General features: G+C 70.4%; 13 protein-coding genes. 11 read left to right on the forward strand and 2 right to left on the reverse strand.

What is annotated here, in order from left to right; translation table 11 throughout:
- Positions 1-86 precede the first annotated feature (86 nt).
- The 3 genes from ACWIHT_RS01055 to ACWIHT_RS01065 are packed head-to-tail and all read left to right on the forward strand — an operon-like array spanning position 87 to position 2,593.
- Positions 87-872: an amidohydrolase family protein gene (locus tag ACWIHT_RS01055; protein ID WP_456163043.1), complete on the forward strand. Its 786-nt coding sequence runs from the start codon at positions 87-89 to the stop codon at positions 870-872.
- A gap of 49 nt (positions 873-921) precedes the next feature.
- On the forward strand, positions 922-1,785 hold the full coding sequence (locus tag ACWIHT_RS01060) for an alpha/beta fold hydrolase (protein WP_456163045.1): 864 nt from the start codon (positions 922-924) through the stop codon (positions 1,783-1,785).
- Between the two features lie 37 nt (positions 1,786-1,822).
- Entirely contained in the window at positions 1,823-2,593 is a 771-nt protein-coding gene (locus ACWIHT_RS01065; protein WP_456163047.1) for an alpha/beta fold hydrolase, read from the forward strand.
- Here the strand turns inward: ACWIHT_RS01065 and ACWIHT_RS01070 are convergent.
- Positions 2,571-4,454 (reverse strand): sulfatase, encoded by a 1,884-nt coding sequence (locus tag ACWIHT_RS01070; RefSeq protein WP_456163049.1) that lies wholly within the window; start codon positions 4,452-4,454, stop codon positions 2,571-2,573. The two genes, ACWIHT_RS01065 and ACWIHT_RS01070, sit on opposite strands and share 23 nt — an antisense overlap.
- A gap of 131 nt (positions 4,455-4,585) precedes the next feature.
- Positions 4,586-6,214 (reverse strand): acyl-CoA synthetase, encoded by a 1,629-nt coding sequence (locus tag ACWIHT_RS01075; RefSeq protein WP_456163051.1) that lies wholly within the window; start codon positions 6,212-6,214, stop codon positions 4,586-4,588.
- Positions 6,215-6,380: 166 nt separating this feature from the next.
- Here ACWIHT_RS01075 and ACWIHT_RS01080 point away from each other — a divergent pair, with 166 nt between their 5' ends.
- From ACWIHT_RS01080 to ACWIHT_RS01115, 8 genes are all read left to right on the forward strand, one after another.
- A complete protein-coding gene (locus ACWIHT_RS01080; RefSeq protein WP_456163053.1) occupies positions 6,381-7,181 on the forward strand; it encodes a crotonase/enoyl-CoA hydratase family protein in 801 nt (266 codons plus the stop codon).
- 97 nt (positions 7,182-7,278) lie between these two features.
- Entirely contained in the window at positions 7,279-8,223 is a 945-nt protein-coding gene (locus ACWIHT_RS01085; RefSeq protein WP_456163055.1) for a Zn-ribbon domain-containing OB-fold protein, read from the forward strand.
- The gene (locus ACWIHT_RS01090; protein WP_456163057.1) at positions 8,223-9,287 is read left to right on the forward strand and encodes a thiolase domain-containing protein; all 1,065 of its coding nucleotides are present in this window, start codon (positions 8,223-8,225) and stop codon (positions 9,285-9,287) included. The genes ACWIHT_RS01085 and ACWIHT_RS01090 overlap by 1 nt, the downstream gene beginning before the upstream one ends.
- Entirely contained in the window at positions 9,284-10,450 is a 1,167-nt protein-coding gene (locus ACWIHT_RS01095) for a thiolase domain-containing protein (RefSeq protein WP_456163059.1), read from the forward strand. Before ACWIHT_RS01090 ends, ACWIHT_RS01095 begins: the two co-directional genes overlap by 4 nt.
- An 82-nt stretch (positions 10,451-10,532) precedes the next feature.
- A complete protein-coding gene (locus tag ACWIHT_RS01100) occupies positions 10,533-10,775 on the forward strand; it encodes a DUF397 domain-containing protein (protein ID WP_456163061.1) in 243 nt (80 codons plus the stop codon).
- Between the two features lie 114 nt (positions 10,776-10,889).
- Positions 10,890-11,795, forward strand: coding sequence for a universal stress protein (locus tag ACWIHT_RS01105; RefSeq protein ID WP_456163063.1), 906 nt, complete (start codon positions 10,890-10,892; stop codon positions 11,793-11,795).
- A gap of 201 nt (positions 11,796-11,996) precedes the next feature.
- Entirely contained in the window at positions 11,997-14,909 is a 2,913-nt protein-coding gene (locus tag ACWIHT_RS01110; protein ID WP_456163065.1) for an ATP-binding protein, read from the forward strand.
- 129 nt (positions 14,910-15,038) lie between these two features.
- Entirely contained in the window at positions 15,039-15,536 is a 498-nt protein-coding gene (locus ACWIHT_RS01115; RefSeq protein WP_200677790.1) for a hypothetical protein, read from the forward strand.
- The last annotated feature ends 7 nt before the right edge of the window (positions 15,537-15,543 follow it).

A 15,543-nucleotide genomic window follows, 5' to 3' on the forward strand; every position in this document is an offset into this window, starting at 1 on the left:
CTTGACCTTCCCACGGTGTCAGGGCTCAACACTGGCTCCCGCCACCCGCATTCCTCCGGGCGGCAGGCACACTCAGGGAGACCCACGTGATTCTCGACGCCCACAGCCACGTCCACGACCCGCTCGACGCCCACCTGTTGGCGCTCGACGACGCGGGTGTGGACCGTACGGTGCTCTTCCCCACTCGCCCGCATCCGGAACGGGCGACCGATCTGGACTCCCTCCGCCATGAAATGGGCGTACTGGAAAGGGCGTTGGCCGGCGGCACCGGGGACGACGGATTCGCCCTGGCGATGCGGGAGTTGGACGATGCCGTCACGGCCCACCCCGACCGCTTCCTCGGCTTCGGTTCCGTCCCGTTCGGCCGCCCCGACGCGGAGACCGCGGCCCGGGTGGAGCGCGAGGTGACCGGGCGCGGCCTGTACGGCATCGGTGAACTCACCCCGCCACCAGGCCAGTTGGCCCTGATCGAGCCGGTGGTACGCGCGGCCCGCGATCATGCCGGACTCCCGGTCGTCATCCACGGCTCCGCGCCCACCACGGCGGCGGACCTGCGCACACTCGCCGAACTGGCGGCCCGCTACCCGAAGGTGCCGCTGGTGCTCAGCCAACTGGGCGGCGCCCACTGGATGGACGCGATCGAACTGGCCCGGGCCACTCCCAACCTCCACCTCGAACTGTCCACCGCGAACATCGTCTTCGCCGTCCGCCTGGCCATCCACGAACTCCCCACCCGCACCTTCTTCGGCTCGGACGCTCCCTACGGCGACCCGGTGGTCGCCCGCACGACGGTGGAGAGGGTCACCCGGGCCGACGAGGTCCGCGACCGGGTGCTGGGCGGCAACCTGGCGGAGCTGCTGGGCCTGGGATGACCGAGGAACCGGTTTGTGGCCGAGTGCGGTGGGCGGCGAGGATCGGGGCATGCCGACCTTCACCGCCACCGACGGTACCGAACTCGCCTACCACGTAAGGGGCGAGGGCGAGCCGCTGGTCGTCCTGCCCGGAGGGCCCATGCGGGCCTCCGCCTACCTCGGCGACCTGGGGGGACTCACCGCGCATCGACGGCTGATCCTGCTGGATCTCCGGGGCACCGGTGACTCCGCGGTGCCGGCCGACGAGGGGACGTACCGCTGCGACCGACTGGTCGACGACGTCGAGGTGTTGCGCGCCCACATGGGCCTGGAGCACATGGATCTGCTCGGACACTCGGCGGGCGGCAGTCTCGCCATGCTGTACGCGGCCCGCCGTCCCGAGCGGGTGGCACGCCTGGCGCTGATCACCGCCACCCCTTGGGCCCTGGGCATGCCGGCCACGTCCGAGGGACGGCTCGCCGCGGCCCGGCTGCGGAAGGGGGAACCGTGGTTCGAGGAGGCGTTCCCGGCCTTCGAGGCGTGGCTCGCGGGCACCGCCGACTTCGACCCGGTCTTCGAGCCCTTCTTCCACGGCCGTTGGGACGCCGTCGCCGAGGAACACTCCGCACTCGCCGACGAACAGAGCAACGAGCAAGCCGCCGACCGCTACTTCGCCGAGGGCGCCTTCGATCCACCGGTCCTCCGGGCCGCCCTCGGCCGGCTGCCCGCACCCGTGCTGGTTCTCGCGGGTGAACTCGACGGCGGCCCCCGGCCGGAACTGGCCCGTCGCACCGCAGAGGTGTTCCGCAACGCCGAGTCGGCGGTGCAGCCGGGCGCCGGTCACTACCCGTGGCTGGACGACCCGGACCGGTTCGTGCGCCGTGTCGTCGCGTTTCTCGACGCGGACGGTGCGTTTCTGCCCTCGGCAGACTAGATGTACGGCCCGGTGCCGCAGCGGCTACGTTCCCGCCATGGACACCGAGGCCCGTACCGTCAAGGCGAACGGCATCACGCTCGCCGTTCACGTCTGGGGCCCTGAGGAGGCGCCGCCCGTCCTTCTGCTCCACTCCCGGGCCGCCGACGGCACCGACTGGACGCCGATCGCCGAACGGCTCGCGGGCGGACCCGACGCGCGCCGCGTGTACGCCCCCGACCTGCGCGGCCACGGCCGCAGCGACTGGCCAGGCACCGAGCCGGGAGCCACGGCCGACGTGTACGAGTACGACGCGATGCGGGACGACATACGCGCCCTCATCACCGTCCTCGGCATCGAACGGACCGACGTCATCGGCCACTCACTGGGCGGCATCGTCGCGTACCTGCTCGCGCAGCGGGCACCCGACGTCGTACGGCGGCTGGTGCTGGAGGATGTGCCGGCGCCGATTCCCTTCGATCCGCCGAGGCCGCCCACCGAACGCCCCGCGGGGGAGCTGCCGTTCGACTGGGCCATGATCGAGGCCACCGACGTCCGGGCAAACCGCCCCGACCCCATGTGGTGGGACCACATGGGGCGGATCACCATGCCCACGCTGGTGATCGCGGGTGGTCCCAGCAGCGGGATTCCTCAGGACCGGGTCGTCGCGGTCGCCGAACGGATCCCCGGCGCCCGCCTGGTGACCGTCGACGCCGGACATCTCGTGCACGAGAACCGGCCGGAGGAGTTCCTGGCGGCGGTGGAGCCGTTCCTCGCCGAGCGGAGCGACGTCCGCACCGGGACCGTCACTTCGCGAACGTCGTCATGAAGCGGTCCCGGAACTTGTCCATGCTCAGCACCGGTGCGTTGTCCGCGGGCTTGAGGCCGTCCGTCCAGCCCCAGCTGTTGATCTTGTCCAGCACCTTCGGGTCGTGCGCGACGATCGTGATCGGCACATCCCGGTCGGCGGTGCCTCCGGTGACCGTCGGGACGGGCTGGTGGTCGCCGAGGAAGACGAGGACGGTGTTCTTGTTGCCGTAGCGCTGCATCCACTGGGTCAGGCTGTCCACGGAGTACTGGATGGCCTTGCGGTACTCGGTGCGCACGCGCTTCGCGCTCTTCCAGACCTCCGTCGGGTTGGTGCCCTCCTTCTTGATCTGGTTGAAGATCGTGCCGTCCCCGAGCTGGTTCCAGGGGATCGTGTGGGCGATGGGCGACCAGGGGTTGTGGCTGGAGGCGAGGATGATCTCCGCCATGATCGGGTCGCGGTTCTTCTTGCCGTACTCCAGCTTCTCGAAGGACTCCAGGCTGAACTGGTCCGGTACGGGCGTCCAGCTGAAGTACGGGCCGTTGTAGCCGAGGTGCGTGGAGTCGTAGATGTTGTCGAGGCCGAAGTACTTGCCCTCGGGCCAGGCCTTCCGCACACCGGGCACGATGCCGACCGTGCGCCAGGCACCGGTCTTCTGGAAGTAGCTGGTCAGGGTCGCGCGGGTGCTGGTGGTCACGGTCCGGTACCGCTGCTGGTTCTTGACCCACAGGCCGGACAGGAACGTCGAGTGGGCGAGCCAGCTGCCGGCGCCCGTCACGGGCGACCTGAGCCAGCCGCTGCGCGAGGCGAAACCGGCCGCCTTGAGCCGGGCGTCGCCCGCCGTGAGCGTCTTGTCCATCTCCGGTGCCATCGGCGGGTCGTCGAGCGCGACCCGGCCGTAGCTCTCGATGAACGTGAACAGGACGTCCTTGCCGCGGAGTCCGGTCAGCAGCTGGTTCGGCGGGGTCTTGGCGAAGGCGTCGACGTTGAGCTGCTTCTTGAAGACGTCGGCGTCACCCAGCCCCTCGCGGACGTACTGCACCCGGTTGGCGAGGAACGTGCTGTAGCCCTTCGTGGCGAGCGTCACGCCGCCCACCTGGAAGCTCAGCGTGAAGCACATGATCCACACCACACCGAGGACGAGTGTGGTGCGGACCGCCGTGGGGCGGTGCCTGGCCATCACGTCCGACAGCCGCACCATCGCGAGTGCGCTCCCCGCCAGCACGGCGATCAGCGCCAGGATCACCCCGACGATCGCGAGCACCTCGCCCGAGCGGCCGACCGAGTCCTTCAGGAAGTCCGCCGCGTCGCTCAGCAGGACCCAGTCGAAGACCAGGTCGAACGGCCGGGCCAGGGTCTGGTAGAAGCCCATGTCGAGGCACTTCAGGACGGTGGACAGCCCGACGAACGCCCCCAGCGCGACGGCCACGATCCGCCGTGCCTTCGCGGGCAGTACGAGCAGGACGATCGCGAGGACGAGCGCCTCGACCGGGAAGCGGAAGAACGACTGGAGAGTGATTCGGTCGAGACGGTCGGGCACGAGCAGCGCGACGATCAGCAGCACACCGGCCAGCACGGTCGTGCCCAGCCCTACGGCCCGTGCGGTACGGGGGTAACGAGTCCGCCAGCCGAACCAACCGGCGCGGGGCGGGAGTTGGGACGACCGCTCGGCGGAGTCGGCGGCGGATTCCGCGGGACCCGCGGACTCGGCCGCCTCGGCCGGTTCCGCCGGTTCGAGTTGCTCGGACGTGTCCGCCGTATCGTCCGGCTCGGGTGGGCCCTGCGGTTCGGACGGTGCGGCGGCCTCCGTCGCCGCTGTCGAGTCGGTCTCCCCGGTGGCTTTCTGCTGCGCCAATGGGTGAGAGCGAGTGAAGAGCGGCACCCGAACGTCCTTCCGTGCTGAGCCCGGTGACGGCATGACGTATCCGGCCCGGGCCACCGGATTCGTCACCATCAGTACGGTCGCACGCTACCGTCAGTTCAACCTGGCCTGCGTGTTGACCCACTGTTGACTCACTGAGCTGCGGAGACCGCCACCTCCCGCGCCCACCGGTAGTCCGCCTTGCCGCTCGGCGAACGTTGGATCGACTCCGCGATCACCAACTGCCGCGGGATCTTGTACCCGGCGAGATGGGAGCGGCAGTGCGTCTGGATGTCGTCCAGCGAGGGCCGTACCGCACCCGCGCGCAACTCCACGACGGCGGCCACATGGTTGCCCCACCGCTCGTCCGGCACCCCGGCCACCAACGCGTCGTAGACATCCGGATGTGACTTGAGCGCCTGCTCGACCTCCTCCGGATACACCTTCTCCCCACCGGTGTTGATGCACTGCGAGCCACGGCCGAGCACCGTGACGACGCCCTCCTCGTCCACGGTCGCCATGTCACCGAGCAGCACCCACCGCCTGCCGTCCTTCTCGAAGAAGGTCTCGGCGGTCTTCCCCGGGTCGTTGTAGTAGCCGAGCGGTACATGGCCGCACTGCGCGACCCGCCCGATCTCGCCGACGGCGACCGGCTCGTTGGTGGTCGGATCGACCACCTGCGTACGGGAGTTGACCCGGATGCGGAACGACTGCCCGGCCCCGGAGTCCGCCGTCGCCGTGCCGTTGAAGCCGGACTCGGACGAGCCGTAGTTGTTCAGCAGCATCGTGTTCGGGAGCAGTTCCTGGAACTGCCGGCGCACCGTCTCCGACATGATCGCGCCCGACGACGAGACACTGAACACCGACGAGCAGTCCGTGCCCTTCATCGGCCCATTGAGCGCGTCGATCAGCGGCCGCAGCATCGCGTCGCCCACCAGCGAGATGCTGGTGACCTTCTCCTTCTCGATGGTCCGCAGCACCTCCTCCGGCACGAACTTGCGGTGGATCACGATGCGTTGGCCGAAGTTGAAGCCGATGAACGCGGTGAGCGTGGAGGTGCCGTGCATCAGCGGGGGAGTGGGGAAGAACGTGATCCCCGCCCCGCCGGCCGCGACCCGCTCGGCCAACTCCTCGGGCCTCTTGACGGCTTCACCGGTCGGCGCGCCACCGCCGAGCCCCGAGAAGAACAGATCCTCCTGGCGCCACATCACACCCTTGGGCATCCCGGTCGTGCCGCCGGTGTAGATGATGAACTGGTCGTCGCCGGAACGGGCCGGGAACCCCCGCTCGGAGGACCCGGTGGCCTCCGCGTCGGTGAAGGCCACGGCCGGTACGTCCGGCACGTCCGGGGCGTCCTGGGCCGGTGTCCCCACCCGTACCAGGTGGCGAAGCTTCTCCGCGCGAGGCAGCGCGGCGGCCACCCGCTCGGTGAACTCCGTGTCGAAGACCAGCGCGACGAGATCGGCGTCCCGGTAGAGGTACACCAACTCCTCTTCGACATACCGGTAGTTGACGTTGACCGGCACGACCCGCGCCTTCAGACAGCCCAGCACCGTCTGCAAGTACTCGATGCCGTTGTAGAGATGGAGCCCCAGATGCTCACCCGGGCGTATCCCGGTGTCGATCAGATGATGGGCGATGCGGTTCGCCGCCGCGTCCAACTCCGCGTAGGTCAGGCGGCGTTCCGCGCCCGTGCCCGGGTGGTCGATGTACACGAGCGCCTCGCGGTCCGGGACCACGTCGACGACCGACTCGAACAGGTCGGCAATGTTGTACTCCACCACTCCTCCTGACGTCGGTTCGCCGGTCATCAGAGCAAAGGGCGCGGCAACTGTGAAGGGTCCGCGCAGAAGAAATCTGACTGAGTGTCAGAAACCTCTTGTACTGGCAGGGCGCCTCCTGCAACCTGTTCTCGTTCCGGAGGCGGTACGGCGACGGGAGACGACCATGAGCGGTACGGAACACCTGACCGTGCGGCGCGAAGGCGCCACGTTGGTGCTCACGCTCAACAGGCCCGAGGCCAAGAACGCGCTCTCGTTGCCGATGCTCGTGGGCCTCTACGACGGGTGGATCGAGGCCGACGCGGACGACGAGATCCGCTCGATCGTGCTGACCGGTGCGGGGGGCGCGTTCTGCGCGGGCATGGACCTCAAGGCGCTGGCCGGGAAGGGCATGGAGGGGCAGCAGTACCGTGACCGGCTTACCGCCGACCCCGACCTGCACTGGAAGGCGATGCTGCGGCATCACCGGCCGCGCAAGCCGGTGATCGCCGCGGTCGAGGGGTACTGCGTGGCCGGCGGTACGGAGATTCTTCAGGGCACCGATATCCGGGTCGCGGGGGAGTCCGCGACGTTCGGGCTGTTCGAGGTCAAGCGCGGGCTGTTCCCCATCGGGGGCTCAACTGTGCGGCTCCAGCGGCAGATTCCGCGGACGCATGCGTTGGAGATGCTGCTTACGGGGCGTCCGTACAGCGCGCGGGAAGCGGCGGACATCGGCCTTGTCGGGCATGTCGTCCCCGACGGGACGGCTCTCGCCAAGGCACTGGAGATCGCTCAACTCGTCAACTCCTGTGGGCCGTTGGCTGTCGAGGCGGTCAAGGCGTCGGTGTACGAGACGGCGGAGCAGACCGAGACGGACGGCCTCGCGGCCGAGCTCAAGCGGGGGTGGCCGATCTTTGACACCGCCGATGCGAAGGAGGGGGCGCGTGCCTTTGCGGAGAAACGGGCGCCTGTTTACAAGCGGATGTAGGTCCGTTTGTGTCCGCGGGTGCGTTGTGGCTGATCGCGCAGTTCCCCGCGCCCCTAAGTGGGGACAGTCGGCCCCAGCTGTCTAGTGAGGAGATCTCGTGCCTGAAGTGCTCAAAGCCCCCCTGACTCTCGAATTTCCCTTCACCCGATCCCTCGGGCCCGTCCAGAGCGCCTTTCTCACCGGGCTGCGGGAACGTGTCCTCCTCGGTGTGAAGACCGGCGACGGGCGGACCCTCGTCCCTCCCGTCGAATACGACCCCGTCACCGCCGAGGAGATCCGCGATCTCGTCGAGGTCGCCTCCATCGGGACGGTCACCACCTGGGCCTGGAATCACGAACCCCGTCGCGGGCAGCCCCTCGACACCCCCTTCGCCTGGGTGCTGGTCCGGCTCGACGGCGCCGACACCGCTCTCCTGCACGCCCTTGACGCCCCTGGACCCGACGCCGTCCGCACCGGCATGCGCGTCCGTGTCCGGTGGGCCGAGGAACGTACCGGCGCCATCACGGACATCGCCTGCTTCGAGCCGTACGACGGTGATGAGAGGGGTCAATCCGTCGACCACAGCGGCGAGTTCGAGAACATGGTCACCGGCATCGTGGCCCCGGCCCGCCTCGACTACGTCTACTCGCCCGGCCGTGCCCAGACCGACTACATCCACGCGCTCTCCGGACAGCGCACGGTCGGCGAACGCTGCCCCTCCTGCCGGAAGGTGTACGTCCCGCCGAGGGGTGCGTGTCCCACATGTGGTGTCGCCACAGCGGAACATGTCGAAGTGGGGCCGCGCGGCACAGTCACCACGTTCTGCATCGTCAACATCAAGGCGAAGAACCTCGACATCGAGGTGCCGTACGTCTACGCGCACATCGCCCTGGACGGCGCCGACCTCGCGCTGCACGGACGGATCGGCGGGATCCCGTACGACCAGGTGCGCATGGGGCTGCGGGTCGAGGCGGTGTGGAGCGAGGGGGGTCGCTATCCGGACCACTACCGGCCGACCGGCGAGCCCGACGCCGACTACGACGCCTACAAGGAGCTGCTGTGATGCCTGGAGCTGCCGCGATGCGTGAGATCGCCGTCGTCGCCTTCGCGCAGACCGACCACCGGCGTACCACCGACGAGCTCTCCGAGGTGGAGATGCTCATGCCGGTCCTGCACGGCGTACTCGAACAGACCGGACTCAAGACCGCCGACATCGACTTCACCTGCTCCGGTTCCAGCGACTATCTCGCGGGCCGCGCCTTCTCCTTCACCCTCGCCCTCGACGGCGTCGGCGCCTGGCCGCCGATCTCCGAGTCGCATGTCGAGATGGACGGCGCCTGGGCGCTCTACGAGGCCTGGACCAAGCTCCTGACCGGTGACGCCGACACCGCGCTCGTCTACTCCTACGGCAAGTCGTCGCCCGGCTCCGTGCGTGATGTGCTGACGCGACAGCTCGACCCGTACTACGTCGCCCCGTTGTGGCCGGACTCCGTCGCCCTCGCCGCCCTCCAGGCCCAGGCCCTCATCGACGCCGGTGACACGGACGAGCCCGCGCTCGCCGCCGTGGCCGCCCGCAGCCGGACCGACGCGAGCGCCAACTCCCATGCGCAGGTGCGGGGTTCGGTGCCGCAGGGGGACTACGTCGTACGGCCGCTGCGTACCGGCGACTGCCCGCCGATCGGGGATGGAGCCGCCGCCGTCATCCTCGCCGCCGGGGACCGGGCCCGCGAACTGTGCGAACGGCCCGCCTGGATCAGGGGCATTGACCACCGCATCGAGGCACACGGCCTGGGCGTACGGGAGTTGACCGACTCGCCGTCCACGCGGCTCGCCGCCGAGAAGGCCGGGGCTTTTGAACGGCCTGTCGACAGCGCCGAGTTGCACGCGCCGTTCACCGCGCAGGAGGTCGTCCTGCGGAAGGCGCTGCGGCTCGGCGACGAGGTGCGGGTCAATCCGTCCGGCGGGGCCCTCGCCGCCAACCCCGTCATGGCCGCCGGGCTCATCCGCATCGGCGAGGCCGCCGCCCGCATCCACCGGGGCGAGTCCGACCGGGCCCTCGCCCACGCCACCTCCGGCCCCTGTCTGCAACAGAACCTGGTCGCCGTACTCGAAGGGGATCCGCGATGAGCAAGGAGCCCGTGGCCGTCGTAGGGATCGGCCAGACCAAGCATGTCGCCGCGCGGCGGGACGTGTCGATCGCGGGGCTTGTCCGGGAGGCGGCTCAACGGGCCCTGGACGACGCCGAGTTGACGTGGGCCGACATCGACGCCGTGGTCATCGGGAAAGCGCCCGACTTCTTCGAGGGCGTCATGATGCCCGAGCTGTATCTCGCCGACGCGCTGGGCGCCGTGGGGAAGCCGATGCTGCGGGTGCACACCGCCGGTTCGGTGGGCGGGTCGACCGCGTTGGTCGCCGCGAACCTCGTCGCGGCCCGGGTGCACGGCACCGTCCTCACCCTCGCCTTCGAGAAGCAGTCCGAGTCGAACGCCATGTGGGGACTGTCCCTGCCGATCCCCTTCCAGCAGCCGCTGCTGGCTGGTGCGGGCGGGTTCTTCGCTCCTCATGTGCGGGCCTACATGCGGCGCACCGGGGCTCCCGACACGGTCGGTTCCCTGGTGGCGTACAAGGACCGGCGCAACGCGCTGAAGAACCCGTACGCCCATCTCCACGAGCACGACATCACCCTGGAGAAGGTCCAGGCCTCGCCGATGCTGTGGGACCCGATCCGCTACTCGGAGACCTGCCCCTCCTCGGACGGCGCCTGCGCGATGGTCCTCACCGACCGGGCGGGCGCGGCCCGCGCACCACGTCCGGCGGCCTGGATGCATGGGGGCGCCATGCGGAGCGAACCCACACTGTTCGCCGGAAAGGACTGTGTGTCGCCGCAGGCCGGGAAGGACTGCGCGGGCGACGTGTACCGGCAGGCGGGGATCGCCGACCCGCGCCGGGACATCGACGCAGTGGAGATGTATGTGCCGTTCTCGTGGTACGAGCCCATGTGGCTGGAGAACCTCGGATTCGCCGAGGAGGGAGAGGGCTGGAAGCTCACCGAGTCGGGGGTGACAGAGCTGGACGGCGACCTTCCCGTGAACATGTCAGGCGGGGTGCTCTCGACCAATCCGATCGGCGCCTCCGGCATGATCCGCTTCGCGGAGGCCGCCCTCCAGGTGCGCGGCCAGGCCGGAGAACACCAGGTGGAAGGGGCCCGACGGGTTCTCGGACACGCCTACGGCGGCGGATCCCAGTTCTTCTCGATGTGGCTCGTGGGCAGTGAACCCCCCGCCTCCTGAAAGGTCCCCCTCACGTGGCCTGTTGGCATCAGAAACCGATCGCTAGGCTGGCCGCGGACGACGAACCGGGAGGAGCACGGACGTGGCCGAGAGCACCATCCAGCAGCACCCGCTTGCGGGCTGGGACAAGCCGGAGCTGGACCTCAGTGACGCCGAGTGGCATTCAGGGAGCCGTGGACTGGGGGATGTCCAGATCGCCTTTGTCGAGGGATTCATCGCGATGCGCAACAGCGGCAGCCCGGAAAGCCCTTCCTTGATCTTCACGCCCGCGGAATGGGGCGCGTTCGTGTCGGGGGCGCGGGAAGGGGAGTTCGACCTGACCTGAAGGGCGTTCCACCTGTTTTTCCGGACACGCGACCTTGAGTGCCCTTCCGGAGCCGACGCCTGAGCCAGGCTGGCCCGGAGGGGAAGGTCCCGTCACACCGGAGGTCAGGAACCCATGAGCATTCTGCCGGTCATCGCGGCGGTCGACGGTTCGGACGACAGCCTGCGCGCCCTGGACTGGGCCCTCGGCGCCGCGCGTGGACGCGGGGCGCCGCTGCGGGTCGTCCATGTGTGGCAGTACGCCGCCGCCTGGACACCGCCCGGCGGCCTGGTCGCCGGACCGCCCGAACCGGACGAGGACCACGTGCTCGCCCAGGTCCGCACCTACCTCGACGGGCGCCCCGACCGACCGGTCATGGAGTACCTCGGGCTACAGGGCGCACCGGGTGCCGTGCTGCCCGAACTCGGCGCCGGCGCACAGCTGTTGGTGCTCGGTTCCCGTGGCCGCGGCGGCTTCGCCAGCCTGCTGCTCGGCTCCAACGGCATGGCCGCCGCCCGCGACGCCGACTGCCCCGTCGTCGTGGTGCCCCGCCCCGGACGTGAAGTCCACGGCGAGACCTCCGCCGAGCCCGGACCCCGGGTGGTCGTCGGCCTGCACGTGGACAGCCCCGACGACACCACCCTCGCCTTCGCCTTCACCGAGGCCGCCCTGCGCGGAGCCCGCCTCCAGGTCGTCGCCGCCTACCCGTGGCCGCCGCAGGCCTGGGCGTCCGCCGGTGAACTCGTCCCGCCGGTCATCGACCAGGACGCCGTCGAGAACGAGACCCGCATCCTCACCGAGGCCCTCCTGGCCCCGCACCGCGAGGACCACCCGGACGTCCGCGTCGAGCCTTACGTCGCACCGGGCGACGCGGCCGGCCACCTCGTCGCCGCCTCCAAGGACGCGGACCTCGTCGTCGTGGGCCGCCACCGCCGACGCCTGCTGGCCCCGGCCCGGCTGATCGGCTCGGTCACCCAGGCGGTCCTGCTGCACGCGGCGAGCCCGGTCGCGGTGGTGCCGCCACAGGCCTTGGAGGAGTGAGATCGCTACGGATCGTGCACCCGGGAAACCTGAACCGCGCACCCGAGAAGACCGAACCGCGCACCGGGGAAAACTGGCCAGTACGCCTTTGTCGACTAACAGGTCGTCACACCCTCGGAAAGCGTACGCTGAGGTCCCTGTAGCTCACGGTATGCGTTCGCTCCCCGCGCGGACGTGCCCGCCGTGGCAGGGGGTATGGGGATGGGACAGTGGAGCGCGCGCGGCAACAGGACACTCTTCGAACGGGAGGGTGAACTCTCCGCCGTGGACGACGCGTTAGGCGAACTCACCGGCCTGCGCACGGACGGCGCCGAGCCGGGACATCGGCCCCGTGGCGCCCTGCTCGCCTTCGCGGGACGGGCCGGCATCGGCAAGACCACCCTCCTCACCGAGGTGCGCCGCCGCGCCACCGCACAGGGTTGCACCGTGCTGTCCGCGCGCGGCGGCGATCAGGAACAGCGCGTCGCCTTCCACGTCGCCCGCCAGCTGCTGCAACCGCAGTTCGCCGGTTCCGCCGACGCCGATCTCCGTACCGCGCTGGGGAGTTGGTACGACATCGTCGGCCCCGCCCTCGGTCTGTGCGCCCCCACCGAGGGCTCTCCGCCGGACCAACAGGGCCTGCGCGACGGCCTCGACTGGGTGCTCACCCACCTCGCGGTGAAGCGTGCCCCGATGGTCCTCGTCCTCGACGACGCGCACTGGGCCGACCCCGAATCCCTGGGCTGGCTGGCCGCGTTCGCACCCCGCGCCGAACAACTCCCGCTGCTGGTAGTCGTTGCCTACCGTCCCGACGAACTCCCGGACCACGCCGAGTCGTTCAGGGGACTGCCCGGCCGGGCAGGCGGTCGTCCCCTCGACCTTGAACCGCTCAGCGTCGACGCCGTCGCCGGTCTCGTGCGCGAGACGCTCGGCGAGCACGCCGACGACGCGTTCTGCCGGGAGTGCTGGGCGGTCACCGCCGGGAACCCGTTCGAGACCGTGGAACTCACCGCCAAGATCCACGACCGGGGCCTGACCCCCACCGAGTCCGGGGCCTACCTCCTGCGCGATCTCGCCGCCGCCGTCAAGGGCACCGGCCTCCTCACCCGCCTCGAACGCCTCGGCACCTCGACCGTCCGCTTCGCCTGGGCCTGTGCGGTCCTCGGGACCGAGACCCGTCCGGCGCTCGCCGCGGCCGTCGCCGGACTCGGCCACGAGGAAGCCGCCGACGCCGCCGAGGCGCTGCGCGGCGCACGCATCCTCACCGGCACGCCGACCGTCGCGGGCACCCTCGAATTCGTCCACCCGCTCATCGCCACCGCCGTCTACCGGGCCATCCCCTCCGGCGTCCGCGTGGCCCTGCACGGCCAGGCCGCCTGGTGCGTCATCAACGACGGCCAAGGCCCCTCCGCCGCCGCCCGCCACCTCATGGAGACCCACCCCGACGGCGACAACTGGGTCGTCCAGCAACTCCGCGCGGCAGCAGGCGAAACGCTGCGCGCGGGCGCCCCGGACACGGCCCGCAGCTACCTCGCCCGCGCCCTGCGCGAACCCCCGCCCTTCGACGACCGGGCCGCCGTCCTCTACGAACTGGGCAGCGCCTCCCTGCTCACCGAACCGGCGACCACCGTCAACCATCTGCGGGCCGCCCTCGAAGAGCCGATCAGCGACGCGGGCCTGCGGCAGAACATCGTCTACCGGCTCTCCCAGGTCCTCGCCCACAGCGACCGCCTCGCCGAGGCCTCCGACACCCTCGCCCGCGAGATCCACGTCACCGACGACGCCCGGGTCAAACTCCGCATGCTCTCCGAGCAGTTCATGTGGGACGCCTTCCGCGCCGACGAACCCGACCACCCCTCGCGCTCCCGCCGCCTCACCAAACTCGCCGACCGCCTCAAGGGCCGCGACCTCACCGAGCGGTACATCATCGGCCTGCGCACCTGGGACGCCGTCCTGCGTGGTGAACCCGCACATGTAGCCCTCCACCATGCCGAGCGCGCACTCAATGGTGGCCTCGGCTGGGCGGAGGCCGACCGCGGCTTCGAAGTACCGGTGCTGGTCGCGCTCGCCCACATGTACTGCGACCGGCCCGGCCGCGCGGAGGAACTGTTCGCCACCGGCATCGCCGACTTCGAGCAACAGGGCTGGCGCGGGGCCCACTTGGCCTTCGGCTACACCCTCCTCGGCTACCTCCGCTACCGGCGCGGCCGACTCGCCGAGGCCGAGGACTTCGCCCGCGCGGGACTGCGCCTCGCCGAGCGGGTCGGCCCCGGCACCCCCGTCTACTGGTACGGCACCGGCATCCTCATCGAGGTCCTGCTCGCCCGCGGCCGGGTCGCCGAGGCCGCACAGCTCGCCGAGGACCACGCCTTCGCGGAGCCCTTCCCGGCCGCCGTGGTCTTCCCGGACGCCCAGACCGTGTACGGCGAACTGCTGCTGGCCCGCGGCCTCACCAAGGAAGCCGCCGAGGAACTGGCCTCCGCGGGCCGCCGCCTCGACCCGCGCGGGATCCGTAACCCCGCGTGGTGCCCCTGGCAGCTTCACCTGGCCCGCGCCGAGCGCCACGAGACCCCCGAACGCGCCGTCGCCACCGCCCACGAAGCGGTCGCCCGCGCCCGCCAGTTCGGCACCCCGTCCGCCATCGGCCAGGCCCTGCGCGTCGCCGCCGAGGTCTCCTCCGGCTCGGCCCGCGCCAAGCTCCTTGAGGAGTCCGTCGCCCACCTCGAACGCTCCCCGGCCGCCTACGAGTTGGCGTGCGCACTGGTCGCCCTCGGCACCGAACTCCGCCGCACCGGCCGCTCCAGGGAAGCCGCCGACTACCTCTACCGAGGCCTGGACACGGCCGTCCAGTGCGGCGCCGACGGCCTAGCCGACACCACCCGCTCCGAACTCGCCGCCGCCGGCCTACGCCCCCGCCGCCTCCACAGCCCCGAAACAGACACTCTCACCACCGACGAACGCACAGCGGCAACCCTGGCCGCACACGGCAGCACCGACCACGAGATCGCCGTAGAACTGGACACGGACGAACAGTCGGCAGTACGCCTCCTGTCGTCGGCCTACCAAAAACTGGGCACAGACAGGACAGGCCTAGAAACGGCACTGATCAAACCGACGCAAGGCCGAACCCCCTAGGGGCGCGGGGCTGTGTCGATATGCGGCTCCGCCGCGTGGGCGCGCCCAGCCTCAACGCACCCGCACCCGACAACGAACCCGCACCCAACCACGGCTCCACCGCCGGACGGCACCCCGTACCATGGCCCCATGTCGTTCCTCCGCCGCCGCAGCGCCACCCCCGCCGGCCCCGAATTCGATGTGCTGGCCATGGACCCGGGCGACTGGCCCGGCAACCTCGGCGCCGGTCTGCTGCCCGCCCCCGACGGCACCTGCCAGGGCGTGTTCCTGCGGTACGACCTGTTCGGCGGCCGTGGCCCCGCGATGGTCATCGGAAATCTGCCGGAGGGCTCCCCGGCCCGTGACGTCGCCGAGGACGAGATCCCCTTCGAGGTCGCGCAGCTGCTCCTCGCGCTGGAGAACGACGAGGAGGTGACCGTCGTAGGCACCGAGGACATGCCGGTGATGCAGGGCGACAACCTGCTGATCGTGCGCCGCCTCAAGCTCTCCGAGAGCCGGATCTCCTGCGTCCAGTTCGACCGCAGCGACAACGTCCTGGTCACCATCGCCGCCTGGGACCGCCCCATCACGGACGACCTCTACGCCCTGCTGAAACCGCTCCCGGCGGAACTGTTCCAGCAGGGCTGAGGCCCGG

The organism is Streptomyces sp. NPDC002276, assembly GCF_053891435.1.

Coding starts and splice junctions, on each gene's coding strand:
- ACWIHT_RS01115 (WP_200677790.1), top strand. CDS start 15,039: ATGTCGTTCCTCCGCCGCCGCAGCGCCACCCCCGCCGGCCCCGAATTC.
- ACWIHT_RS01095 (WP_456163059.1), top strand. CDS start 9,284: ATGAGCAAGGAGCCCGTGGCCGTCGTAGGGATCGGCCAGACCAAGCAT.
- ACWIHT_RS01065 (WP_456163047.1), top strand. CDS start 1,823: ATGGACACCGAGGCCCGTACCGTCAAGGCGAACGGCATCACGCTCGCC.
- ACWIHT_RS01080 (WP_456163053.1), top strand. CDS start 6,381: ATGAGCGGTACGGAACACCTGACCGTGCGGCGCGAAGGCGCCACGTTG.
- ACWIHT_RS01060 (WP_456163045.1), top strand. CDS start 922: ATGCCGACCTTCACCGCCACCGACGGTACCGAACTCGCCTACCACGTA.
- ACWIHT_RS01090 (WP_456163057.1), top strand. CDS start 8,223: ATGCCTGGAGCTGCCGCGATGCGTGAGATCGCCGTCGTCGCCTTCGCG.
- ACWIHT_RS01105 (WP_456163063.1), top strand. CDS start 10,890: ATGAGCATTCTGCCGGTCATCGCGGCGGTCGACGGTTCGGACGACAGC.
- ACWIHT_RS01110 (WP_456163065.1), top strand. CDS start 11,997: ATGGGACAGTGGAGCGCGCGCGGCAACAGGACACTCTTCGAACGGGAG.